The organism is Luedemannella flava (genome assembly GCF_039528515.1).
Lineage (GTDB): Bacteria > Actinomycetota > Actinomycetes > Mycobacteriales > Micromonosporaceae > Luedemannella > Luedemannella flava.
Genome location: NZ_BAAALT010000130.1, coordinates 1 through 22559, shown reverse-complemented (window position 1 = coordinate 22559; position 22559 = coordinate 1). Strand labels below are relative to the sequence as shown.

Sequence of the window (22559 nt, the reverse complement as noted above, 5' to 3'; positions counted from 1 at the left end):
AGTTGAACCCGTAACGGGTCATCTAGCGCTCCAGCTTCAGGGCGATATCGCGCACCAATGTGGGGACGGCGAGGGTGAGCTTGCCGCCGGTCACGCGGGCCTCGCCGCGGGCGACCTCGGTGCCGCCGTCGCAGGTCAGCCACCGCGCCCGCCAGACCCCGTCGGCCAGACCGGTCAGGCTCAGCGCCGCGCCGCTCACCGTGGGCGGTTGATACGAGTACGCCAGCTCGGCGTTGCGCCGCAGCGCGTCCTTGACCGCCTCGGTGTAGGCGGCGCGGGCGCCGGCGACCGTGTACTCCCCCGCCCGCACCCAGGCCAGCACGCGGCGGCGCGACGTCAGGGCCAACGCGACGACGTCACCGGACACCGTGGCCGGCGTCGGCGTGTAGTCGGCCAGGCGCTCGCCCTTGAGGAACTCCACGAGGCCGTTGACCTGGCGCCAGCCGTCGACCTTCTCCAGGTACTCGTCCCACCACCAGTACATGGCGCCGCTGGCGAAGCCGGAGAACGCCGCCGCCCACAGGCCGTTGTGCCATCCGATCGCCTCGGGGTCGGTGCCCGGGTCGTCGGCGCCGCCACTCGCGCCGTACTCGGCGAGCACGACCGGCTTGCCGGCGGCGTTCGCGCGCTCGGACGCCGCGAACTCGGCCATCCGCCTGCCGGCGTCGTCGGCGCTGTAGAGATGCGTGCACGCGAAGTCCAGCTCCGGCAGGCGCCAGATGGTCGACGTGGCGCCCGAGGCGTAGCTGTTCGTGATCGGCCGCCGGTACGGGTCGTGCCGGCGCAGCACCCTGGTCATCCGGGTGATCCACGGCGCCAGGGCCGCGTCGGAGATCGGGGTCAGGCTGACCTCGTTCCACCACTCCCAGCACCACAGCGCGGGATGCGCGGCCCACCGGCCGGCGACGTAGCGCAGCCGGCGCTCGAACAGCGCCTGCGCGGCCTCGTCGGTGACGAACTGTTCCGGCTCGGCCAGCGGCCCCCCGTTGGCCCTGTTGTACGGGTTGTCGGCCCACTCCGTGTTGTACGACCTGCTGAACTGGCCGTGGTTGACCAGCACCAGCATGACCCGGATGCCCTGCCGGTGCGCCCGGTCGAGGACCTGGTCGAGCAGCCACGCCTGGCGCAGCCGCGCGGTGTAGTCGCCGAGCCCGGTGTCCTTCCACTCCAGCGCGAACGACCAGGCCGCCATCCACACCCGGGTGGCGTTGCCGCCGAACCCGCCGAGCTTGCCCAGCCACCGGTCGAAGTCGGCGAGCACCTTAACCGGGTCCGTTTCCCGGGACCAGCAGATGTTCGCCCCGACCGGGTGGAACACGCTGCCGTTGTCGTAGCGGAACCCGCCGCCGGCCACGCGCACGAAGCCACGGGCGTCCGCCTCGGCCGCCGGCCCGACGTCGAGGCTCAGTGGGGCACTGACCAGCGGCTTCGCGCCACCGGCCAGCGTCGCGGTCGCTGTCCACCGGCCGGGCACCGGGAACGCGACCCGGACCAGCCAGTGCGGCTCGCCCAGCCGGGCACCGGTCGCGGGCTCGTAGTCCTGGAAGGAGAACGCCGGGACGGTGAGCTCCGCCTTGTTCGGACCCGCGAAGGTGACCGTGAGGTCCACCTGCGCCGGGTCGTAGGGGTTGGCCCAGACGCCGTCGGTGTCCACGACGAACGCGCTGACGCCGCGCGCGCTCGGCGCCCCCGCCCCCGCCCGCAGGGCCACGGTCGTGGCCGGGCGCGGCGAGGGCGGCGGCGGTGGCGCCTCCCCAGGCGTGGGCGTGGCCGCGGGCCCGTCACCGTCGGGGGTGCAACCGGCCACGGCGAGGCCGGCCGTGCCCGCCGCCGCGAGCACCGCGCGTCTGGTGACCATCAGCCCTTGAGCCCCGTGATGGTGATGCCGCGGGTGAACTGCTTCTGGAAGACCAGGAAGAAGATGACCGTGGGCAGGGACGCGATGAGCGCGGCGACCATGATGACGCCGCTGTTCTGCGCGCCCGGGTAGTTGGAGTTCAGGCGCGCCAACGCGACCGGCAGGGTCGCCATGGAGTCGTCGCCGGTCACGATGATGAGCGGCCAGAGGAAGTTGTTCCACTCGCCGAGCACCACGAAGATCGCCATCGCGGCGAGCGCCGGTCGCAGCAGCGGCAGCACGACACTCCACCAGATCCGCCACTCCCCCGCGCCGTCCACGCGCGCGGCCTGGAACAGCTCGTCCGGCAGCGACTGCAGGTACTGCACGAGGAAGAACACGACGAACGCCTTGGCCAGCGCCGGGATGATGTACCCCTGGTACGTCGACAGCCAGCCCAGGTCGCTGACCGTGATGTAGTTGGGGATCAGGGTCACCTGCCAGGGCAGCATCATCGACCCGATGATCAACAGATAGATGATCCGTCGCCCGGGCAGCTGGTGCTTCGCGATGACGAGCGCGGCCAGCGACGCTATGAGCAGCGCGCCGAGCGTGATCGACGTGGAGATCAGCACGCTGTTGAACATGAACTTCCAGTAGCCGCCGGAGACCTGCGTGAAGCGCTGGAACAGGCCGGCCGTGTGGCCCGGGTTCTGGACGTCGGGGTTCCAGACCCTGTCGTAGAAGTTGTTCAGCGTCGGGTCCTGCGGGATCCACGTCGGAGGGCTGCGGGTGATCTCGGGCACCGACTTGAAGCTGCTGATCACCATCCAGTAGAACGGCGCCAGCATCGACAGCGCGAGCACGTACAGCGGAATGGTGGCGAGCCGCTGCCCGAGGCTCGGCCTGGTGAGCGACCCGCGCTTCGTCCCGTTCGACGGGGGCATCTCCACCGCTGCAGCGCTCATGTCAGATCCCTGTTCGCCCTGGTGATCCGCAGGTGGATCATGCTGATCACGAAGATGATGACGAGCAGCACCCACGCGATCGCGGACGCGCGACCGAGGTAGAAGTGCCCGAAGCCCTGGTCGTACAGGTAGGGCACGATCATCAGGGCCGAGTCGTGCAGGCCGCCGATGACGCCGGCGCTGCGGAAGAAGATGATGAAGACGGCTTCGAAGATCTGGAAGGCGCCGATGAGGCCCGTGATGACGACGTAGGCCGTCACCGGGCGCAGCAGGGGCAGCGTGATCTTCGTGAACTGCTGCCACGGGGTCGCGCCGTCCATGCGGGCCGACTCGTAGTACTCCTCGGGGATGGCGTTGAGACCCGCCACGAAGATGACCATGCCGTAGCCGATGCCGCCCCAGACGCCCATGAAGACGAGGACGGGCACCGCGAGCGACGGCGTCGACAGCCACTCCACCCGGTCGACGCCGAAGAGGCCGACGAACTGGTTCGCCATGCCGTAGTCCTCGGGCGAGAAGATCCACTTCCAGATCAGGTTGAGCGCGATCGCCGAGGTGACCGACGGCAGGAAGAACAGCACCCGCACCGTGCGGTGCAGCCAGCTCTGCCCGCGGAACGCCATCGCCACGATGAGCGCCATGATGGTCGTCAGCGTGACCGAACCGGCGACGTACAGGAACGTGTTGAGCATGGCCTTGCGGAAGCGCTCGTCCCCGAACAGCGACGTGTAGTTCTCCAGCCCGATCCACACCGGCGGCTTGATGCCGCGGTAGTTGGTGAAGCTCAGGTACAGCGACTTGACGAGCGGATAGATCACGAAGACGCCGAACAGCACCGCGAATGGCGCCATCATCAGCAGCGACGTACCGTTACGGCGCCAGCGGGCGGCCCGCAGCGTCATCCCCTTCACCGCGGGAGGGGGCGCGGGGCCGGGGTCCACGGCGCCGTCGGTCGGGATGACCTCGGTGGTCATCGGTCCTCACTTTCGAAAGCGGCCTCGGGCCAGCCCCGTGGGTGCCCACCGTCGCCGGTGGGCACCCACGGACGGACCGCCTACTTCTTGAGGTTGTCGTTCATGATCTTGGCGGCGTCGGCCAGGGCCGACTCGGGCGCCACACCGTCGAACATCGACTTCTGCAGGGCCTTGTCCACCAGCGACGAGGAGTCCTCCCAGCCCGGGCACGCGGGCGGGCCCTCAGCGGTGCCGTAGATCGACTGCAGGGTCTGCACGACCTCCGGCTTGGCCTGCAGGCCGGCGAGCTGGTCGGGGCGCGACGAGAGGAACAGCGAGCCGCTGACGGCCAGCGTGTCGGCGATCGTCTTGATCGCGGCCGGGTCGTACAGGTACGTGATGAAGTCGGCCGCCGCCTGCTGGTTCTTGCTGTACGACATGACACCGATGACACGGCCGCCCAGGAACGTCGTGCCGCCGGCGGCACCGGCCGGCATGGGCGCGACACCGAGCTTGTCCTTGAGGGCCGGGACGGTCGACGGAATGCCCGAGAGCAGCCAGTTGCCGCCCGAGATCATGGCGACCTCGCCCTTGCCCATGCCGCCCGTGACGTCGAAGCCGGCGTCCTTCGGCGCGCCGTACTTCGTGTAGAGCTCGCCGTAGAACCTCAGCGCCTCGACCGCCTGCGGGGAGTCGATGGTGGCCTTGGTGCAGCCCTCGTCGTAGAGGTTGCCGCCCGCCTGACGCAGGAAGTTGAAGTACTCCAGCCAGCTGGTGTTGCCCCACTCCATGGCGAACGGGTACTTGACGCCGGCGGCCTTGAGCTTCGTGATGGCGTCCGTCAGCTCGGCCCACGTCTTGGGCGGGCCGGCGATCTTCGCCTTCGCGAACAGGTCGGGGTTGTAGTAGAGCACGTAGGCGCTCAGGTCGAACGGTGCGCCGTAGACGGCGCCGTCGGTGGACGTGATGGACTTCCAGATGGCCTGCTGCGACACCGACTTGGCCACATCGACCACGCCGAGGGTCTTCAGGTCGACCATGCCGCCGAGCGCGCCGAACTGGATGCCCCAGGACAGGCCGCCGGTGATGATGTCGGCACCCTGCTTGGCCTGCGCGGCCGCCAGGATCTTCGCGTTGCCGTCGGCCCAGGTGATGGTCTCGACCTTGATGGTCACGTCAGGGTGCGCCGCCTTGTACTGGTCGGCGGCCTTCTGGATGGCCTTGGTGTCCTCGTCGGAGCCGGTGTTCCACATGGTCAGGGACACGGGGCCGCTGGTCTGCTGCTCCCCTGTGGAGCTGTTGCAGCCACCCAAGATGAGCGCGGCCGCGGCGAGCCCACACAGGAGCGCTCTTCTGCGCACAGCCATGTTCCTCCTATCGCCGGAGAGTGTCGTTCGAGGTGGTGAACGGGTTTAGCCGTGAGGCGGGGGTTGAGCCGACGCCGACGCGTGATCCCGATCACTGGTCGGGCTGCTCAGGTGTCGTGGACACTACGACCGCATACCAACGATGTCAATAGATGTAATGTGAAGCGGTTCAGTAGGTTGCCTATTACCTGCGTGAGCGCGTGTGGCGCGTGTCAATGTTCTCGATATTTAACAATCTGTTGTTGACATCGTTGGCACTGCGGTGATTCATTAAGCGCCACGATTCGGGCAGGACCGCGCCATCGCGGCCCCCATCCTGCGCGGGATCGACTCCGGCCGCGGAAGGAGAGCGCGGTGACCCTCGACGCGCCCGACGCGACGGCGCGGCCGTCGCGCGCCACGCTGCGTGACGTCGCGCAGCTGGCCGAGGTGAGCATCAAGACCGCCTCGCGCGTCCTCAGTGGACAGCCCAACGTGCGCGAGGAGACCGCCCGCCGCGTGCGCGACGCGGCCCGCGCCCTGCGCTTCCGGCCCAACCGCCTGGCCCGCGACCTGCGCTCCGGCGCGGTCTCGACGGCGGTCGGGTTCGTCATCGGCGACCTGTCCAACCCGTTCTACACGCAGATCGCCGCGGGCGCGGAGCGGCTGCTGCGCGAGCACGGCCTGGAGCTGTTCATCGCGACCAGCGACGAGGATCCCGAGCGCGAGCGCCGGGTCACCCTCACCATGCTCGAGCGCCGGGTCCGCGCGCTGTTCGTCGTGCCGGTCGCCGAGGAGCACGCCTACCTGGTGCCGGAGCAGCAGCTGGGCACGCCCATGGTGTTCATCGACCGGCCGGCCGTGGACGTCGCCGCCGACAGCATCGTGCTGGACAACCGCCGGGCCGTGCGCGAGGCGACGGAGCGCCTGATCGCGCTGGGGCACCGCCGCATCGGGCTCGTCGCCGACCGTACCCAGGTGTGGACGGCCCGCGAGCGGGTCGCCGGCTTCGCCGACGCGATGCGCGCCGCCGGCACCGAGGACTGGCAGCGCTGGGTGCACCGCGCCCACGACGTGGCGACCGCCCGGGCGGTGGCGAGCGACCTGCTGGCCGGACCGGACGCGCCGACCGCCCTGTTCGCGCTCAACAACCGGATCACCGCGGGCGTCGTCAACGCGGTCGCCGGGCTGCCCGGTCCGCCTGCCATCCTCGGCTTCGACGACTTCGAGTTCGCCGCCACCCTGGGCATCTCGGTCATCGCGCACGACCCGGTCGACCTGGGTCGCCGCGCGGCGGAGACCGCGCTGGACCGGCTCGCCGGGCGCACCGGCATGCCCCAGCAGATCGTCCTGCCCACCCGCTTCGTCGCGCGGGGATCGGGCGAGCGGCCGCCGCCGAAGGCAGGCCCGTGACGCCGTCCGCGGACTGGGCGATCGCCATCGACATCGGCGCGACCAAGATCGCGGGAGCACTCGTCGACGCGACGGGCACGATGCGCGAGCAGCGGGTCCGGCCCACCCTGGCCGGCGCGGACGGCGAGGACCTGGTCTGGCCGCAGCTCGGCGCCCTCATCGACGACCTCAGCGCCGTCGCGCCGGGCGCCCTGGCCGGCGTCGGCATCGGCTCGGCCGGCCCGCTCGACCTGGTGGCCGGCACGGTCAGCCCGGTCAACATCCCGGCCTGGCGTGCGTTCCCCCTCGTGGAGCACGTCCGCCGGCAGGCCGGCCTGCCCGTACGGCTGGCGGGCGACGGCATCTGCGCCGCTGTGGGCGAGCACTGGCTCGGCGCCGCCCGGGGCGTCGACGACGTCATCGTGATCGTCGTGTCCACCGGTGTGGGCGGTGGGATCATCCAGCTCGGCCGGCTGCACCAGGGCCGCTCCGGCAACGCCGGCCACATCGGACACATGGTCGTCGACCTCGACGGCGAGCCCTGCCCGTGCGGCGGGCGCGGCTGCGTGGAGGCCATGTCCAGCGGGCCGTCGATGGTGTCCTGGGCGCTGCGCCAGGGGTGGCGGCCGCCCGGAAGCGCGTCGACGGCGGTGGAACTTGCGGCGTCCGCCCGCGCGGGCGACCCGGTCCCGGTCGCCGCGTTCCAGCGCGCCGCGCGCTCGCTGGCCGCCGGCATCACCTCGGTCGCCGCGGCCGGCGACCTGACCGACGCGGTCATCGGCGGCGGCGTGGCCCAGGCCGCGGACGTGCTGCTACCGCCGCTGCGCGCCGCCATCGCCGAGTACGCCCGGCTCGACTTCGTGCGGGACCTGCGCGTCGGCGTCGCGGAGCTGGGCGGCGCGGCCGGCCTCTACGGCGCGGCGGCGCTCATCCACGACCCGGCCCGCTACGGCGGCCCGTTCCCGGACCCGGCGGCCGGTCAGCGCGGCGGCGGGGCGGTGCTGCCGCGCGGCACGAGCCGGGGCGTGGTGTCCTCGTAGTTGCCGGCCGGGTTGCCGGCGATGATGTCGAGCAGGCGCTGGGCCGCGTGTCCGCCGTACGCGGCGATGTCGCGGCTCACCGCCGACAGCTGCGGGTGGACGAGCTGGCACAGCGCCGAGTCGTCCCACGCCACGATCGACAGTTGGGTGGGGACCCGCACGCCCATCTCGTGCGCGACCGCGACGCCGGCCACGGCCATGACGTCGTTGTCGTAGATGATGGCCGTCGGCGCCGGCCGTCGGGCCAGCAACGTGCGGGTGGCCTGCGCGCCCTGTTCGCCGGAGTAGTCGGTGTTGATGGTGGTCACGTCGGCGATGTTCAGCTGGGCGACCGCGTCGCGCAGCACCTGGGTGCGGATCTCGGTGTGCCACAGCTGGGGCAGGCCGGCGACCCGCGCGATCTGCCGGTGGCCCAGCGCCGACAGGTACTCCACCACGGACCGGGTGGCGGTCGCCTCGTCGCTCCACACGCCGGGCAGGCTGCCCAGCCCGTGCGGCCCGCCGACCACCACCGCCGGCATCCGCAGCTCCTCCAGCAGGCCCACGCGGGGGTCGTCGCGCTGCAGGTCGACGAGGATGACGCCGTCCACCTGCCGCTGCCCCCACCAGCGCCGGTAGGCGTCCATCTCGCCGGCCCGGTCCTCCGTGACCTGCAGGAGCAGGCCCACCGACGCGGCCGACAGGGTCGCCTCGATACCGGAGATCAGCTGCATGAAGAAGGACTCGATGCCGAGCGTGCGGGCCGGCCGGTCGACGATGAGGCCGAGCACCCCGGCACGCCCGTCGGACAGCGCGCGGGCGGCGCTGCTCGGGTGCCAGCCGAACTCGGCGGCGATCTTCAGGATCCGTTGCCGCGTCGAGTCCGACACCCCGGGCCGACCGTTGAGCGCGTACGACACCGCGCCCTTTGACACGCCCGCGGCGCGCGCGATGTCCGCGATGGTGGCGCGTCTCATCTGCTCCTCCCCCTCCACCGGATTGTCCACTCGTTGTCCGCACGGAGAGCATAGGTGAGGCAACCGGAACTAGACTCGCCCCCGGAGGTGTCCCATGGACGTCGAGGAACTCCACCGACGCAGCGTCGAAGCGTTCGTGGCGTTGGTCGGCCAGGTGCCGGCCGACCGCTGGGGCGATCCCACGCCGTGCACCGACTGGACAGTGCGCGAGCTGGTCAACCACCTCGTCTACGAGCAGCTCTGGACGCCCCCGATGTTCGCCGGCGCGACGATCGCCGAGGTCGGCGACCGTTTCGAGGGCGACCTGCTCGGCGACGACCCGGCCGCCGCGACGCGGGCCGCGGCTGCCGGGGCCATCGCGGCGGTGGCGGAGCCGGGCGCCCTGACCCGGACGGTGCACCTGTCGTTCGGCGACACCCCCGCCGAGGAGTACGCGCGCCAGCTCAGCGCCGACCACCTGATCCACTCCTGGGACCTGGCAAAGGGTGCGGGCCTGTCCGGTCGGCTCGACCCGGAGCTGGTCGACGAGGTCGCCGCATGGTTCGTCGACCGCGAGCACGCCTACCGCGCCAGCGGCGTCATCGGGCTGCGTCCCATCCCCGTCAGCGACCATCCGCAGGACCGCCTGCTCAACGCGTTCGGCCGCGCTTCGCGATACTGGGAGGACTGAGTTGGTCAGCGCGCCGGGGCCGGGCCGGTCGAGCCCCGCACGACCAGTTCCGGCTCGAAGAACAGTTCGTCGGCGGCCGCCGAGGTGTCGCCCGCCTGCCCCATGAGCAGGGTGACGACGGCCTGACCCATCGCCTCGATCGGCTGGCGGACCGTCGTCAGCGGCGGGTCGGTGCACGCCATGACGGCCGAGTCGTCGTACCCGATGACGGAGATGCCGCCCGGCACGGTCCGGCCGAGCCGGCGGGCGCCCCGGATGGCGCCCAGCGCGAGGATGTCCGAGGCGCAGACGAGCGCGGTCACGCCCCGGTTGATCAGCCGGGTGGCGGCCGCGTGGCCGCCCTCCATGGAGAACAGCGTCCGCTCCACCTCGCTGGTGCCGCCCCGGGCCGCGATGATCTCCTCGTACGCCTGGAGCTTTCGCGCGGACGGGACGTGGTCGGGCGGGCCGAGCACCATGCCGACGCGTTCGTGCCCCAACGAGGTGAGGTGCGCCAGGGACTGCTGCACGGCCACGACGTCATCGGTCGACACCCGGGGGAAGCCGATCCCCTCCACGGCCGCGTTGACCAGCACGACCGGCAGACCCCGCTCGGCGAGCAGCCGGTAGTGGCCGTGCTCGGCCTCGCCCTGGGCGTAGTTGCCGCCCGCGAAGATCACGCCGGAGACCTGCTGGTCGAGCAGCATCTCGACGTAGTCGGGCTCCGAGATCCCGTCGGCGGTGCGGGTGCACAGCACCGGGGTGTACCCGCGCCGGGCCAGGGCGCCGCCCACCACCTCCGCGAACGCCGGGAAGATCGGGTTCTGCAGCTCCGGCAGGACCAGGCCGACGAGCCGGGCGCGCTCGCCGCGCAGTTTGGACGGGCGCTCGTAGCCGAGCACGTCCAGGGCGGTCAGCACGGCCGCGCGGGTGCCGTCCGAGATGCCGGGTCGGCCGTTGAGCACCCGGCTGACCGTAGCCTCGGACACCCCGACGTACTTCGCCACCTCAGCAAGCCTGCGCGTCACGCGCGCAAGCATAGTGCACATCAGTGCAAGCGGTTTGCACGGTTTAGCGCTACCGGCCGACCGGGTACCGGGTCAGCCATGGCCACGGACGCATCCCCCACCGCGCCCCTCGAACACCCCCACGACCGACCGGACGAGACCCCCGCCGAGCGCGCCGACCGCAACTTCGTCGAGCTGCTGCAGGAGCTGCGGGTCGCGCAGACCGGCGTACAGATCCTGTTCGCGTTCCTGCTGACGCTGCCGTTCACCAACCGGTGGACGACCATCACCGACCCCGAGCAGGTCGTCTACCTGTGCACGCTCATCGCCGCCGCGTCGGCCAGCGCCCTGCTCATCGCCCCGGTGGCCCTGCACCGGATCACCTTCCAGCGGGGCGTCAAGCACGTGGTGGTGCACACCTCCGACAAGCTCGCGCTGGCCGGCCTGTGCTGCCTCGTGCTGGCGGTGGTCGGCGCGGTGTTCCTCATCGTCGACGTGGTCGCGGGCGGACAGCTGGCCGGGATCCTGGCCGCGCTGGTCGCCGCGCTGTTCAGCACGCTGTGGTTCGTACTGCCCATGGCGCTCGTGCCCGGCCGCCGCCGATAGGCCAGCGGGTCCCCCGCGGCACCGCGTCGGCCTCGGCGTCGGGCCAGTCGCGGCTGACCACCTCGAACGGCGAGGTGCCGGCGAGCGCGACCGCCGCCCGGTACCCGGCGGGCACGTCAAGGTCACACACCAGGTACGGCCCGGGCAGCGTGCCGTCCGTGCCGCGCACCGCGATCATGCCGCGCCCCGCGCCCCGGCCCCGGCCGTCGACCGGCAGGCCGAGGCCCTCGGCGAGCCGGGCACCGCTGGCCTTCACGCAGGCCTCCTTGCGGGTCCACAGCCGGGTGAAGCGCAGCAGCCGGGCCGCCGGGGTGGCGCCGCTGGCCACGAAGCGTGCCTCCGCCTCGGGAAAGTAGCGCGCGGCGAGCGCCGTGGCGTCGACCGGGGCGAGACGCTGCACGTCCACCCCGACCGCGCGGCCGTGGCTGACCGCGAGCGCGGCCAGGTCACCGGAGTGCGACAGGTTCACCTTCAGCCCGTGCCCGCCGCCAGCGAGCTCCGGCTTGCCGTGCTCGCCCCGGCGCCAGCGGATCAAGCCGGCCGGGACGCCCAGGTAGCGGGCCAGGATGACGCGGATCGAGCCGTGCGCGGCGGTGAACCGGCGCCGGTTACGGGCGTCCAACATCGACAGCACCCGACGACGTTCGTCCGTATCCAGTAGGACAGCGCATTCCTCGAGCGCCTCGGCGGGCGGATCCAACGGGATGAGCCACACATCCACCGGGTGTCGGGTCACCGGGCTCATCGCACGGCCGGCTTGGTCACGTCGGTCACCACCATCGTCGCGGCCGGCGTGGGGGCGGCCGGCACAGGTGCGGTCGACTATAAAGACGATGTATCTGAATGCGTCAATCACCTGAAAAGCCGAGCGATGGTGACCGCGCGGCCACCGATCGAAGCATTGACAATCGGCGGTGAGCCGACCTTACGATTGCGCCGCGTGACGGCACTCCCTACAGAGCGCCATCACCGACCAGGCCACGGGGGCCCCGGTGACGGCAGAGGAGCAGTCGCGCGATGAGCAGTGCCCCGGGCATCAACGAAGCGGTGGCGGTCTACTACGACACCACCATCGACCTGTACGAACGGCTGTGGGGCGAGCACGTCCACCACGGCTTCTGGGACCCGGGCGAAAGCCCCGCCGCCGACGGGGCGGACCGCCACGCGGCCGCCGACCGGCTGGTCCGCGAGCTGGTCGACTTCGCCGGGGTGCCGCGCGACGCCCACGTCCTCGACGTGGGTTGCGGCATCGGTGGGCCGGCGATCGCGCTGGCCCGCGACTACGGGGCGACGGTCGAGGGCGTCACCCTCAGCGAGGCGCAGGCCGGCCGCGCGGCCGAGCGGGCCGCCGAGCACGGCGTCGGCGAACGCACCCGGTTCCGCACCGTCGACTTCCTGGTCTCCGCGTACCCGGACGCGTCGTTCGACGCGGTGTGGGCGATGGAGAGCGTCATGCACATCGCCGACCGGCCCGCGTTCTTCGCCGAGGCGTTCCGGGTGCTCAAGCCGGGCGGCGTCCTCGCGGTCGCGTCCTGGTGCGTGCGCGACGGGGAACTCACCGCCGCCCAGGAGGACCTGCACCAGCAGGTGCTGCGCCACCAGGTCATGCCGCCGCTGCAGTCGATCGAGGCGCACGAGCGGATGGCCGCCGACGCAGGCTTCGCGCAGGTACGCGGCACCGACTGGACCGCCGCCGTCGCGAACTCGTGGGACCCGACGTTCGCGCAGGTCGCTATGCAGGGCGGCCGGCAGTTCATCCGCGAGCTGGCCCGCGACCGGGGCGTGGAGGTGCTCGGCTTCTTCTACGCCGGCCCGGTCATGCTGGAGGCGTTCGCCACCGGCGCGATGACCTACGGCGCGATCCGGGCGATCCGGCCCGCGCAGGCGTAGGGCGCCATGGACGAACCGTACGTGGCCGAGCTGGTGGGGCTGCTCGTCGAGGTGACCGGCGAGGAGCCGGCCGCCATCGGGCCGCACACCCGGCTCGACGCCGACCTGCTGCTGGAGAGCGTGGAACTGGCCCGGCTCAACGACCTCGTGGTCCGCCGCCACGGCGACGGGGCGGACATCGTCCGCCACGTGGCCACGCTCAGCCTCGACGAGCTCATCGAGCTGACCGTGGGTGACCTGGCGCGCCACGTGGCGACCCACGCCGGGGTGCCGGCCCGATGAGCCGGTTCCTGCTGGTCAGCCTGCCGTTGTCCGGGCACGTGAACCCGATCGCCGCCGTCGCCGACGAGCTGCGCGCGCGGGGACACGAGGTCGCCTGGGCCGGCTCCGAGTCGTTCCTGCGCCCGGTGCTCGGCCCGGACGCCACCATCTACCCGATTCCCCTGCGCCTGCACCGGGGCCAGGGCGACCTCGGCGCGGCGGCGATCCGCTCGCGCTGGGCCGGGTACGTCGTGCCGCACGCCAGATACACCCTCGACGCGATCGACCGCGCCGCCCGGGAGTTCCGGCCCGACGTGCTCGGCGTCGATCAGCACGCCGTCGCGGGCGCCCTGGTCGCGCACCGGCACGGCCTGCCGTGGGCGAGCCTCGCGCCGACGTCGATGGAGCTGGGCCGGCCCTACCGGCAGGCGCTGCCCGCCGTCGAATCGTGGATCCACGCTCACCTCGACGGGCTGTGGCGCCACGCCGGCCTGCCCGGCGACCCGCCGCACGACCTGCGCTTCTCGCCGTACCTCGTGATCTCTTTCAGCAGCGCGGCGCTGGCCCGGCCCGACCTGCCCGACCACCGCGGACGCCGGCTCGCCCTGGTCGGGGCGTGCGTGGGCGCGCGCCGCGCCGGGCCCGAGTTCCCGGTCGGGCTGCTCGACCCGGGGCGCCGGCACGTGCTGGTCACCGTCGGCACCCTGGCCATGGACCACGCGGAAGCGTTCTACCAGCGCATGGTGGCCGCCCTCGCGCCCCTGCACGACCGGCTGCAGGCCATCGTCGTCACCCCCGACGGCACGCTGCCCGGCCCGGTGCCGCCGCACGTGCTGCCCACCCCGCGCATCGCGCTGCCGCAGCTGTTGCCGCACCTCGACGCCGTCGTCAGCCACGGCGGGCTCAACACCGTGTGCGAGACGCTCAGCCACGGCATCCCGCTCGTCGTCGCGCCGGTCAAGGACGACCAGGGCATCAACGCCGCGCAGGTGGCGGCGGCCGGGGCGGGCCGACGGGTGAGCTTCTTCCGGTCGCGCCCCGACGAGCTGCGCGCCGCGCTGCTCGACGTGCTCGACGAGCCGGCCTACCGGGCCGCCGCGGCGCGGGTGCGCACGTCCCTCGAGGCGGCGGGCGGCGCGGCGGCCGCCGCCGACCACCTCGCTGACCTGGCCGCCGCCGGAGGTCGACCATGAGTCACGAGTGGCGGCTGGCCGTCACGTTCGCCGGCGAGGGCGCCGGCGAGGGCGGGCTGACCTGGGGACAGCAGGAGATCTGGTCGGCGATGTGCCGGCAGGAGACCTGGCTGCCGATCGGCGGGACGCTGCCCGCGCCGCCCGGCAGCACCCTGGAGGACTTCGCGGGCGAGCTGCGGTTCCTTGTCGAACGGCACCAGACCATGCGCACGCTGTTGGAACTTCCCGACGGCGGGCGCGCCCGACAGGTCGTGCACAACCGCGGCGAGATCGGCATGACCGTCGTCGACGTCGCCCCCGGCGACGACCCGGCCGCCGAGGCGGAGCGGATCCGGCAACGGTTCTGGACCACGCCGTACGACGCGCGGCGGGAGTGGCCGGTGCGGATGGCGGTCGTACGGCTCGGGGGCGTGCCCACGCACACCGTCGCGGTGTTCTGCCACCTGGTCATGGACGCGTTCGGCGGGGCCGCCATGATGACCGACCTCGCCGGCCGCGACCCCGACACGGGCGCGGCCGCCGCGCCGCCGCCGGCCATGCAGCCCCTGGAGCAGGCGCGCTGGCAGGCCTCCCCCGCAGGTCTTCGGCAGCACGAGCTGGCGCTGCGGCACTGGGACAAGCTGCTGCGCACCGTGCCGCCGCGCCGCTTCCCGGTCCTCGACGACACGCACGCGGTTGAGCCGGGCGACGGCGACGAGCAGGCGCCGCGCTACTGGGAGGGCGAGTACGTCTCGCCGGCCCTACCGCTCGCGCTGCGTACGCTCGCCGGCGCGCTGGCCGTCGACACCTCGCCGATCCTGCTCACCGCACTGTTCGCGACCCTGGGCCGGCTCACCGGCGACCCGGTCGGCGTCGCCCAGGTCGTGGTGAGCAACCGGTTCCGCCCGGGCCTCGCCGACGTGGTCGCGCCGGTCAACCAGACCGGCCTGTGCGTGGCCGACCTCGCCGGGCTGACGTTCGCCGAGGCGGTGGGCACCGTGCGGCGGGCCATGATGGGCGCCTACAAGTACGCCTACTACAACCCGCTGGCGCTCGACGAGCTGATCGCCTCGTTCGGCGACGACCTCGACATCGCCTGCTTCTTCAACGACCGGCGGCTGGCCGGCCGGGACGAGCCGGGCGACCCGGTCGACGCGGCCGGGCTGGACGAGGCCGCCGCCAGGAGCGGCTTCCGCTGGTCGAGGCGGCTGGACGAGCCGTTCGAGCGGCTGTTCGTGCACGTCGAGGACGCCCGCGACGGCGCGCTGATGATCACCGTCTGCGCGGACACCCGGTATGTGCCGCCGCGCGTCATCCGGGCCGTCGCGTACGGCATGGAGGCGGTCCTCATCGAGGCGGCGAGCGACCCCGCGACGATGGCGCTCACGGCCGCGCCGGTCAGCGCGGGGCCGTGACCGTGACGACCCGGCGCGTCCACCGCGTCCCCGTCGAGTTCGCCGGCGTCGGCTCCGGTGTGGACGAACTGTCCTGGGGGCAGCGCGAGATCTGGGGCGGCATGTCGTACCAGAGATCGTGGTTCCCCATCGGCGGCACCCGGCCGCTGCCGCCCGGCCTGACCGTCGAGGACATCGCGGCCGAGCTGCGCTACTCGATGAGCCGGTTCCCGACGATGCGCACCACGTTCATCTTCGACCGGGGGCCCGACCGGCAGCCCCGGCAGGTGCTGCACCGCTCCGGGGCCACCGTCCTCGAGGTCGTGGACGCCGGCGACGACGACCCGGAGGCGGTCGCCGAGGAGACCCGGCGGCGCTACTTCGACACCGACTACGACTTCGTCAGCGAGTGGCCGGTGCGGATGGCCGTGGTGCGCCGCGGCGACGAGCTGACCCACATGGTCGCGGTCCTGTGCCACTTCGTGACCGACGGGTTCGGCTCGCAGGCGATGATCGCCCACGTCACCGGGCGCACCCCGCCGGACCCCGGGGAGCTGTGGCCGCTCGGGCAGGCGCGCTGGCAGCGCGGGCCGGCCGGGCGCCGGCAGACCGAGGCGGTGCTGCGGCACTGGGAGGCGATCCTGCGGGCGGCCACGCCGAACCGGTTCGCACCCGTGGCGCGACCGGACGACGGGCCGCGCTTCGCCGACGCGACCTACGCCTCGCCGGCGATGGCGCTGGCCGTCCCCGTCGTCGCCGCGCGGCACGGGACGGACACCGCCGCCGTGCTGCTCGCCGCGTTCGCCGTCGCGCTGGTCCGGGTCACCGGCGTCAACCCCGTGGTGAGCCGGGTCATCGTGCACAACCGGTTCCGGCCGGGCCTGGCCCGGGTCGTCGCCCCGATCAACCAGACCGGCCTGTTCGCCGTCGACCTCGACGGCGTCACCCTCGGCGGGGCGCTCGCGCGCGCCGCCCGCGCCGGCCGCACCGCCACGAAGTACGCGTACTACGACCCGACGCAGGTCGACGCCCTCATCGCGCGGGTGAGCCGTGACCGCGGGGTCGACGTCGACCTGCAGGTGTTCTTCAACGACCGGCGGCTGGGCGAGCGGCTCGCGCCGAACGCCGACGCCCCGGACCCCGCGGCCGTGACACGGGCGGCCGAGCAGAGCGTGTTCACCTGGACCGCGGCCGGCGACGGGCCGGGCGAGCGACTGTTCCTGCACGTGGAGGACGACCACGACGCCGTCGTCCTGTCCGCGACCGCCGACACCCACCACCTGTCGCGCGCGGACGCGGAGGCCGTGCTGCGCGGCATGCAGGACGCCGTCCTGGACCTGTGGGCCGACCCCGACGGGTCGGTCCGGTGACCGCGATCGAGGCCGTCGCGGTGCACCTGCCCGAGCGCCGGGTGCCCATCGAGTCGCTCGCCGACGAGCTCGGGCTCACTTCCATGCAGCTCAAGCTGTTCCGCCGCTACCACCGGCTCGCCGAGATCCGTCACCAGCCGGCAGGCGACCTCGCCGACCTGCTCTGCGGCGCGGTCGCCAACCTGAAGACACTGGTCGGGCGGGAGGAGGCGGTGCGCTACGTCATCCACGCGCGCACCTTCCCGGTCGTATCGCCGTACCCGCACAACCCGCTGCACCAGGTGCGGGCCCGGTTCGGGCTGGACCGCGCGGTCGGCTTCACCGTCACCCACCAGGCGTGCGCGTCGGGCCTGCTCGCGCTCGACATCGCGGGCCGGCTGCTGGCCGCCGACCCCGACCCGGACGCGCGGGCGCTCGTGCTCACCGGCGAGAAGACGTTCACCCACGAGGCCCGGCTGGTGCCGGAGACGTCGGTGTTCAGCGAGGGCTCGGCGGCGTGCCTGGTCAGCGCGGACGGGCCGCGCGACCGGATGCTCGCGTACGCGGTGAACCTGCGCGGCGAGTTCGACGGCGACCACGAGGACACGGCCGCGCGGTTCCAGCGGGAGTACCACTCCAGCCTCGCCGACGCGATCGACGCGGCCGTGACCGAGGCCGGGCTGAGCCTCGACGACATCGACGTCATGCTGCCGCACAACGTCAACGCGGTGGTGTGGTCGAAGCTGTGCCGGCGCATCGGCTACCCCAGCGAGAAGGTGCTGCTCGACAACGTGCCGGTCACCGGGCACATGTTCTGCGCCGACGCGTTCGTCAACTACACCACCGCCCAGGCCACCGGCCTGCTGCGCCCCGGCGGCCACTACCTCATCGCCGCCGCCGGGTCCGGACGCGGCGCCACGTTCTCCGCCATGGTCCTCACCCACTGAAGGGAGTCCCGCCGATGGAAACCACCACGCAGCTCGACCCCGCGATGCGTCAGCGCGTCATCGACGGCATCTGCGAACTGTTGCCGAGGGTGCTCAAGACGCCCACGCCGGGCGCCTCGGCGGACACGGCGCTCCTGGACGAGCTCGGCATGAACTCCACGCGGGGCCTGGAGCTGATGCTGGAGCTGGAGGAGCTCCTGGAGATCGAGATCAGCGTGGAGGACCTGGACCGGGACCACTTCGCCACCGTCGCCACGCTCGCCGACTACGTCGTGGCCAACGTGCTCGCCGCGGAGTGAGCGGCGTGTGGACAACCGGTGGGGCTACCCGCAACAGCCCTGCCGGTGGGCTCACGCTGCGCGCGGTCGCCCGGCGGGTGTTCCCCGGCGAGGCGGCGATCGGGGCCGATCCCGCGCACCGGGAGCGGATGCGGGCGTACCTGTCGGATCTGGTCCGGCCGGCGGGCCTGAGCCTGCGCACGGACGTGGTGGAGCGCGGCGCCGGGCACTCCTACGGCGAGATGGCCGAGGCGCTGCTCGGGCCGGTGCTCGGCGAGGACCGCGCGGTGGACCTCATCGTGCTGGCCCACGCGGTGCCCGACGTCACGCCGGGGCGCGCCACCGCGGCGTACCTCAGTCATCTGTGTCCCGGCAACCGGATGGCGTTCGCCGTGTGCGACCAGGGCACGGCCGCCCCCTTCACCAGCCTCAACATCATTTCCGAGTACGCCCGGACGGGCGGTTGTCCGCGCGCCCTCCTGCTGGTCATGGAACAGGCGACGCTGCCCTACGACGCACCGCCGGCCACCCCGGTCCCCGACGCCCACACGGGCGTGGCCCTGCTCTGGCAGTCGACCGCCGGCCCGGCGCCCGCGCTGGCGGGACTGCGCCAGCGGCCCGACGTCGCGCCGTCCGAGGTCGCGGACGCCCTGAGCGCGGAACTCGACGCGCACGCGCCGGCCACGCTCATCGTCACCGCGACGCTCGCGGCCGCGTGCGGGCCTGGCCGGGTGCCGGCGACGGCGCGGGTGGCGCCGGCCGGCATGCCCACGACGGGCGTCTGGTGGGCGCTCGGCGCGGCCCTCGACCAGCGTCGCGGTCCGGTCCTGCTGGCCGACTACGAACCCGTCCTCGGCTACCTGAGCACCTGCGCCGTCGCCTGATCGTCCCTCAGGTGAGGGCGCCGGGGTCCGCGGGCACGTCGACGGCGTGCTGGCGCAGCGCCTCCAGCGGGATGACGTCGAGCGCCCGGGCGTGGGTCGAGGCGAGGACGACCGGGGCGGCCACGCCGTCCTGGTACGCCTGCAGCCAGCGCACCGCCACGACGCACCACCGGTCGCCGGGCGTCAGGCCGGGGAAACGGAACTCGGGCCGCGGCGTGCTCAGGTCGTTGCCGATGCGCTGCTGGTGGGCCAGGAACTCGGCCGTCACCACGGCGCAGACCGTGTGGCTGCCCAGGTCCTCCGGGCCGCTGGAGCAGCAGCCGTCGCGGTAGAACCCGGTGACCGGATCCGTGCCGCACGGTTCCAGCTCCCCGCCGAGCACATTGCGCTCATCTGTCACCTGAACAGCGTCGCATGCCCCGCTCAGCGGGCCCGCACGTGGCCGGCCGTAACTCGATGGCCGGCCGCCGGCGGGGCCGCTACCGTCCGCTCGTGCCCGGGATCTTCGAACCAGAGCTGTCGCGTCGGCTGCGCGGCGCCACCCACGTCCTGATCGCGGGGGCGGGCGGCGGCTTCGACGTGTACGCCGGCCTGCCGCTCGCGCTGGCGCTGCGGGAGGCGGGCACCCGGGTCACGCTGGCCAGCTTCGCGGTCAGCGAGCTCGACCGGATCCCCGCCCACACCTGGCTGCGTTCCGGCCTGGTCGCCGTCGGTCCGGACAGCCCCGGCAACGACCGCTACTTCCCGGAGCGCACGCTCGCCCGCTGGCTGGACCGCGCCGGCCACGATCCCGTCGTGTACGCGTTCGCGCGCACCGGCGTGCGGCCGCTGCGGGCCGCGTACCGTGCGTTGATCGAGCGGTTGGGCGTCGACGCGGTGGTGCTCGCCGACGGCGGCACGGACATCCTCATGCGTGGCGACGAGGCCGGCATCGGCACGCCCGAGGAGGACATGACCAGCCTCGCCGCCGTGGCGGGCCTCGACGTGCCCGTCAAGGCGGTGGTCAGCCTGGGCTTCGGCATCGACTCCCACCACGGCATCTGCCACGCGCACGTGTTGGAGAACCTCGCGTCGTTGCAGCGCGCCGGGGCGTACCTCGGCGGGTTCTCCATCCCGCCGTCCAGCGCCGCGGCGCGGGCCTATGTCGACGCGGTCGCGCACGCGAACGCTTCCACCCCGCTGCACGCCAGCATCGTGAACGGCCAGGTCGCGGCCGCCGTCCGGGGCGACTTCGGCGACGTCCACGTCACCTCCCGCACGGACGGCACCGAACTGTTCGTCAACCCGCTCATGGCGATGTACTTCACCGTCGACCTGGACGGCCTGGCGAGCCACGTCCACTATCTGCCCAGCCTGGAGCGCACCCGCACCCCCATGGAGGTGGCCCTGGCGATCGAGGAGTATCGCGACTCCGTCCCGACGACGCGCCCCCGCCGCCCCCTCCCCCAGTGACACGGACGCGGAGGGCGCCGCGTCAGGCGAGCGGATAGCCCATGGCCGTGACGTCCTCGCGCAGCCGGGCGAGATCCACGTTCGGGTTCAGGACCTTGATCACCGCGTCAGTGAGCGGACGGCCTGCCACGACATGCTCGGCGGCGTTCCGATCCACCGAGGTCTCGTAGAACTCCTCGACATATCGGAGGTACTTGTCAACGATGTCGTCGAGCAGGATCTCCAGCAGATAGGTACCGTCCGGGCCCTCGTCGTAGGGTCCGCGCGACGGTGGGAATTCGATACCCTGGCCCGCGTGCCACCGGTCGTCCCCGGCGAGCCGCCACAACACCGCGGTGGCGACGAAATGGCCCTCCTCGTCGCCGAAGGCAGGCTCTTCGACCTGCGCCACGAACTCCGGCGGGAGACCGTCCAGCAGTCCAGGCCACAGCTCCCGATCCTCGTCACAGTACGGCGACATGGCGGACTCGTGGTCGAACACCCGGATAAACGCGCCCTCGCCGGTGAACACGACGGCCCATTCGTCGCCGCAGCCGTCACGCATCAGCGCCGCCTCGTCATCTCCCCACGCACGGGTATAGCAGTGATAAGGCTGGATGCCGTCCATGGCGCGTTCGAGCACGGCGATGGCCCGGCACCGCCCGCGGAGGACCTCGATGGACGGCAACGCGGCGGCGATGTCATACACGGTCACCGGCCGACCCTACGTGTAACCCGACCCGGGTCGCTGCGCGAGGACGATCCTGCGCCGGACAAGATCGACATCTGTGACGACGACAGCCGGGCCTCCAGATTGTGGTCGTCGAACTGAAGGAACTCGGCGCAGACGCGCTGACCTACGGCGACGACATCCGCCACCGGCTCGCCGTGCCGCCAGGACAGCTCCGGGATAGTGATGAACCCGACGCCAGGGACGACGGGATGGTCAGGGCCGTCATCCAGGGCCACGAACACACCGAAGGACTCGATCGCCGATACGGTGCCGGACGGCACGTCGCCCGGTTGCAGCGACTCCAGGAACTCCCACAGGTCCGGATACTGCGTCCGGTCACCGATCATGCCTAAGCGCTCGGCCAGAAGTGCTGTCCGGACCCTGGCCTGAGTTACGACAAAGCGCCCGCCCTTCGTGGCAGCGCGGTCGCTCACCCGGACGAAACCCCGGTGAACTCCACCAACCGCACCCGCTAGCATCTGCACCCGCTGGTCACCGTGCAACCGCGGCCGAGGGGGGAGCGATGGCGAAGTTCCGAGTCAACGTCTGCCTCGAGCCGTACGGAGCAGCCGATCTCAACGCCGCGTTGACCGCCGCGATGGCGCCGTTCGACTACAACCTCGCCGACGACTGGAACCCCGCCGGCGCATGGGACTGGTGGCGCATCGACGCCGGCCGCGGCTACCGGTTCGCGGTCAAGCCCGAACACGACGGTGATCCGCGACTCATCCATGGCGATGACGATCCCGAGCCGCTGCACTGCGACGGCGGACCACGGGGCCTGCTCGACTTTGACGCGATGCGCCAGCAGGCCGTTGACCGAGCCCGTGCTGAATGGCACACCCAGCAGCGCGACTTCCAGAAGCTGGTCGCCGATCACCCTGCAGCGCAGCCGTTGACCACCTTCCTGGCACGCCACGAAGCGGACCCCGAAGGCTACCCGCGCGAGCAGGCCGTCGCCGACCACCACGCCCAACCCTTGATCCGTGCGGTCAACCACCAGACAGCCTGGGAACGCTACCCAAGCCTCGGGATCTGGGTACTCGGACCCAACTCCGACCCGATCAGCCAACTCACCCGCGAACCCCGGCCGGACATCGAACACGCGGCAGCGTGGGCCGTCACCACCTACGCCCTGCTGACCACCGACGGCCAGTGGATCGACCCCGACCAGCTTGGTCCTTTCGCGGAACTCCGAGACGGCGAGGACGCCGACGACGCCTACGCCCGACAGTCCAGCGCCTACCTCGACAACCTCGACGAGGACTGCGTCATCGTGCGGCTGCTCTGCCACTGCTGAGCGAATTACCGGCCAGCCGTGATCCGTGAAGCGACGACGCCGCCATTGTTGCGCTGACCCCGGTCTCCTGGTCGACGAACGCCGACCAAACTTCCGCTGAGTTAACGACAGAACTTCTGACCAGGTGCTTAGGGACTGCCGATAATTAACTCGGCGTTTTGGTCTT

24 protein-coding genes are annotated in these 22559 nt (G+C 72.2%); 14 read left to right on the top strand and 10 right to left on the bottom strand.

From position 1 onward, the window contains the following. Positions 1-22: 22 nt before the first annotated feature. From ABD211_RS20790 to ABD211_RS20775, 4 genes are all read right to left on the bottom strand, one after another. A complete protein-coding gene (locus ABD211_RS20790) occupies positions 23-1858 on the bottom strand; it encodes a glycoside hydrolase 5 family protein (RefSeq protein WP_344134412.1) in 1836 nt (611 codons plus the stop codon). Beyond that, positions 1858-2805 (bottom strand): carbohydrate ABC transporter permease, encoded by a 948-nt coding sequence (locus ABD211_RS20785; protein WP_344134409.1) that lies wholly within the window; start codon positions 2803-2805, stop codon positions 1858-1860. Before ABD211_RS20785 ends, ABD211_RS20790 begins: the two co-directional genes overlap by 1 nt. Further along, positions 2802-3779, bottom strand: coding sequence for a carbohydrate ABC transporter permease (locus ABD211_RS20780; RefSeq protein ID WP_344134406.1), 978 nt, complete (start codon positions 3777-3779; stop codon positions 2802-2804). Before ABD211_RS20780 ends, ABD211_RS20785 begins: the two co-directional genes overlap by 4 nt. An 80-nt stretch (positions 3780-3859) precedes the next feature. Further along, positions 3860-5125 carry an extracellular solute-binding protein gene (locus ABD211_RS20775; RefSeq protein WP_344134403.1) on the bottom strand — a complete coding sequence of 422 codons (1266 nt, stop codon included), beginning with the start codon at positions 5123-5125 and terminating at the stop codon, positions 3860-3862. Positions 5126-5479: 354 nt separating this feature from the next. Here ABD211_RS20775 and ABD211_RS20770 point away from each other — a divergent pair, with 354 nt between their 5' ends. Both ABD211_RS20770 and ABD211_RS20765 read left to right on the top strand, forming a co-directional pair. Beyond that, positions 5480-6517 carry a LacI family DNA-binding transcriptional regulator gene (locus tag ABD211_RS20770; RefSeq protein ID WP_344134400.1) on the top strand — a complete coding sequence of 346 codons (1038 nt, stop codon included), beginning with the start codon at positions 5480-5482 and terminating at the stop codon, positions 6515-6517. Further along, positions 6514-7536, top strand: coding sequence for an ROK family protein (locus ABD211_RS20765; protein WP_344134397.1), 1023 nt, complete (start codon positions 6514-6516; stop codon positions 7534-7536). Before ABD211_RS20770 ends, ABD211_RS20765 begins: the two co-directional genes overlap by 4 nt. Here the strand turns inward: ABD211_RS20765 and ABD211_RS20760 are convergent. Then, on the bottom strand, positions 7476-8492 hold the full coding sequence (locus ABD211_RS20760; protein WP_344134393.1) for a LacI family DNA-binding transcriptional regulator: 1017 nt from the start codon (positions 8490-8492) through the stop codon (positions 7476-7478). The genes ABD211_RS20765 and ABD211_RS20760 overlap by 61 nt on opposite strands. Positions 8493-8586: 94 nt before the next feature. Here ABD211_RS20760 and ABD211_RS20755 point away from each other — a divergent pair, with 94 nt between their 5' ends. After that, complete coding sequence (locus ABD211_RS20755; RefSeq protein WP_344134390.1) at positions 8587-9162, top strand: TIGR03086 family metal-binding protein; 576 nt, start codon at positions 8587-8589, stop codon at positions 9160-9162. A 5-nt stretch (positions 9163-9167) separates the two neighbouring features. Here the strand turns inward: ABD211_RS20755 and ABD211_RS20750 are convergent, their stop codons facing one another. Next, the gene (locus tag ABD211_RS20750) at positions 9168-10169 is read right to left on the bottom strand and encodes a LacI family DNA-binding transcriptional regulator (protein WP_344134387.1); all 1002 of its coding nucleotides are present in this window, start codon (positions 10167-10169) and stop codon (positions 9168-9170) included. Positions 10170-10247: 78 nt separating this feature from the next. Here ABD211_RS20750 and ABD211_RS20745 point away from each other — a divergent pair, with 78 nt between their 5' ends. Next, positions 10248-10754 (top strand): DUF6328 family protein, encoded by a 507-nt coding sequence (locus ABD211_RS20745; protein WP_344134384.1) that lies wholly within the window; start codon positions 10248-10250, stop codon positions 10752-10754. Here the strand turns inward: ABD211_RS20745 and ABD211_RS20740 are convergent. Continuing rightward, positions 10699-11490, bottom strand: coding sequence for a 4'-phosphopantetheinyl transferase family protein (locus ABD211_RS20740; RefSeq protein WP_344134381.1), 792 nt, complete (start codon positions 11488-11490; stop codon positions 10699-10701). The genes ABD211_RS20745 and ABD211_RS20740 overlap by 56 nt on opposite strands. 281 nt (positions 11491-11771) lie before the next feature. Between ABD211_RS20740 and ABD211_RS20735 the strand changes: the two genes are divergently transcribed. The 8 genes from ABD211_RS20735 to ABD211_RS20700 are packed head-to-tail and all read left to right on the top strand — an operon-like array spanning position 11772 to position 18929. Further along, entirely contained in the window at positions 11772-12644 is an 873-nt protein-coding gene (locus ABD211_RS20735; protein ID WP_344134378.1) for a methyltransferase domain-containing protein, read from the top strand. 6 nt (positions 12645-12650) lie between these two features. Further along, complete coding sequence (locus ABD211_RS20730; RefSeq protein ID WP_344134375.1) at positions 12651-12926, top strand: hypothetical protein; 276 nt, start codon at positions 12651-12653, stop codon at positions 12924-12926. Beyond that, positions 12923-14098: a glycosyltransferase gene (locus ABD211_RS20725; RefSeq protein ID WP_344134372.1), complete on the top strand. Its 1176-nt coding sequence runs from the start codon at positions 12923-12925 to the stop codon at positions 14096-14098. The genes ABD211_RS20730 and ABD211_RS20725 overlap by 4 nt, the downstream gene beginning before the upstream one ends. After that, entirely contained in the window at positions 14095-15492 is a 1398-nt protein-coding gene (locus ABD211_RS20720) for a condensation domain-containing protein (protein ID WP_344134369.1), read from the top strand. Before ABD211_RS20725 ends, ABD211_RS20720 begins: the two co-directional genes overlap by 4 nt. Then, on the top strand, positions 15489-16841 hold the full coding sequence (locus ABD211_RS20715; protein ID WP_344134366.1) for a condensation domain-containing protein: 1353 nt from the start codon (positions 15489-15491) through the stop codon (positions 16839-16841). Before ABD211_RS20720 ends, ABD211_RS20715 begins: the two co-directional genes overlap by 4 nt. Further along, on the top strand, positions 16838-17767 hold the full coding sequence (locus ABD211_RS20710) for a 3-oxoacyl-[acyl-carrier-protein] synthase III C-terminal domain-containing protein (protein WP_344134363.1): 930 nt from the start codon (positions 16838-16840) through the stop codon (positions 17765-17767). Before ABD211_RS20715 ends, ABD211_RS20710 begins: the two co-directional genes overlap by 4 nt. 14 nt (positions 17768-17781) lie before the next feature. Further along, positions 17782-18066: a phosphopantetheine-binding protein gene (locus ABD211_RS20705; RefSeq protein WP_344134360.1), complete on the top strand. Its 285-nt coding sequence runs from the start codon at positions 17782-17784 to the stop codon at positions 18064-18066. A 5-nt stretch (positions 18067-18071) separates the two neighbouring features. Beyond that, positions 18072-18929 carry a 2-hydroxy-acid oxidase gene (locus tag ABD211_RS20700; protein WP_344134358.1) on the top strand — a complete coding sequence of 286 codons (858 nt, stop codon included), beginning with the start codon at positions 18072-18074 and terminating at the stop codon, positions 18927-18929. Between the two features lie 7 nt (positions 18930-18936). Here the strand turns inward: ABD211_RS20700 and ABD211_RS20695 are convergent, their stop codons facing one another. After that, entirely contained in the window at positions 18937-19329 is a 393-nt protein-coding gene (locus ABD211_RS20695; protein WP_344134355.1) for a DUF2237 family protein, read from the bottom strand. 92 nt (positions 19330-19421) lie between these two features. Between ABD211_RS20695 and ABD211_RS20690 the strand changes: the two genes are divergently transcribed. Continuing rightward, complete coding sequence (locus ABD211_RS20690) at positions 19422-20381, top strand: DUF1152 domain-containing protein (RefSeq protein WP_344134351.1); 960 nt, start codon at positions 19422-19424, stop codon at positions 20379-20381. Positions 20382-20403: 22 nt separating this feature from the next. Here the strand turns inward: ABD211_RS20690 and ABD211_RS20685 are convergent, their stop codons facing one another. Then, entirely contained in the window at positions 20404-21075 is a 672-nt protein-coding gene (locus ABD211_RS20685; protein ID WP_344134349.1) for a hypothetical protein, read from the bottom strand. After that, the gene (locus ABD211_RS20680) at positions 21072-21527 is read right to left on the bottom strand and encodes a S1 RNA-binding domain-containing protein (RefSeq protein WP_344134346.1); all 456 of its coding nucleotides are present in this window, start codon (positions 21525-21527) and stop codon (positions 21072-21074) included. Before ABD211_RS20680 ends, ABD211_RS20685 begins: the two co-directional genes overlap by 4 nt. A 152-nt stretch (positions 21528-21679) precedes the next feature. Here ABD211_RS20680 and ABD211_RS20675 point away from each other — a divergent pair, with 152 nt between their 5' ends. After that, positions 21680-22393, top strand: a complete 714-nt coding sequence (locus tag ABD211_RS20675; RefSeq protein ID WP_344134344.1) for a hypothetical protein — start codon at positions 21680-21682, stop codon at positions 22391-22393. Positions 22394-22559 lie beyond the last annotated feature (166 nt).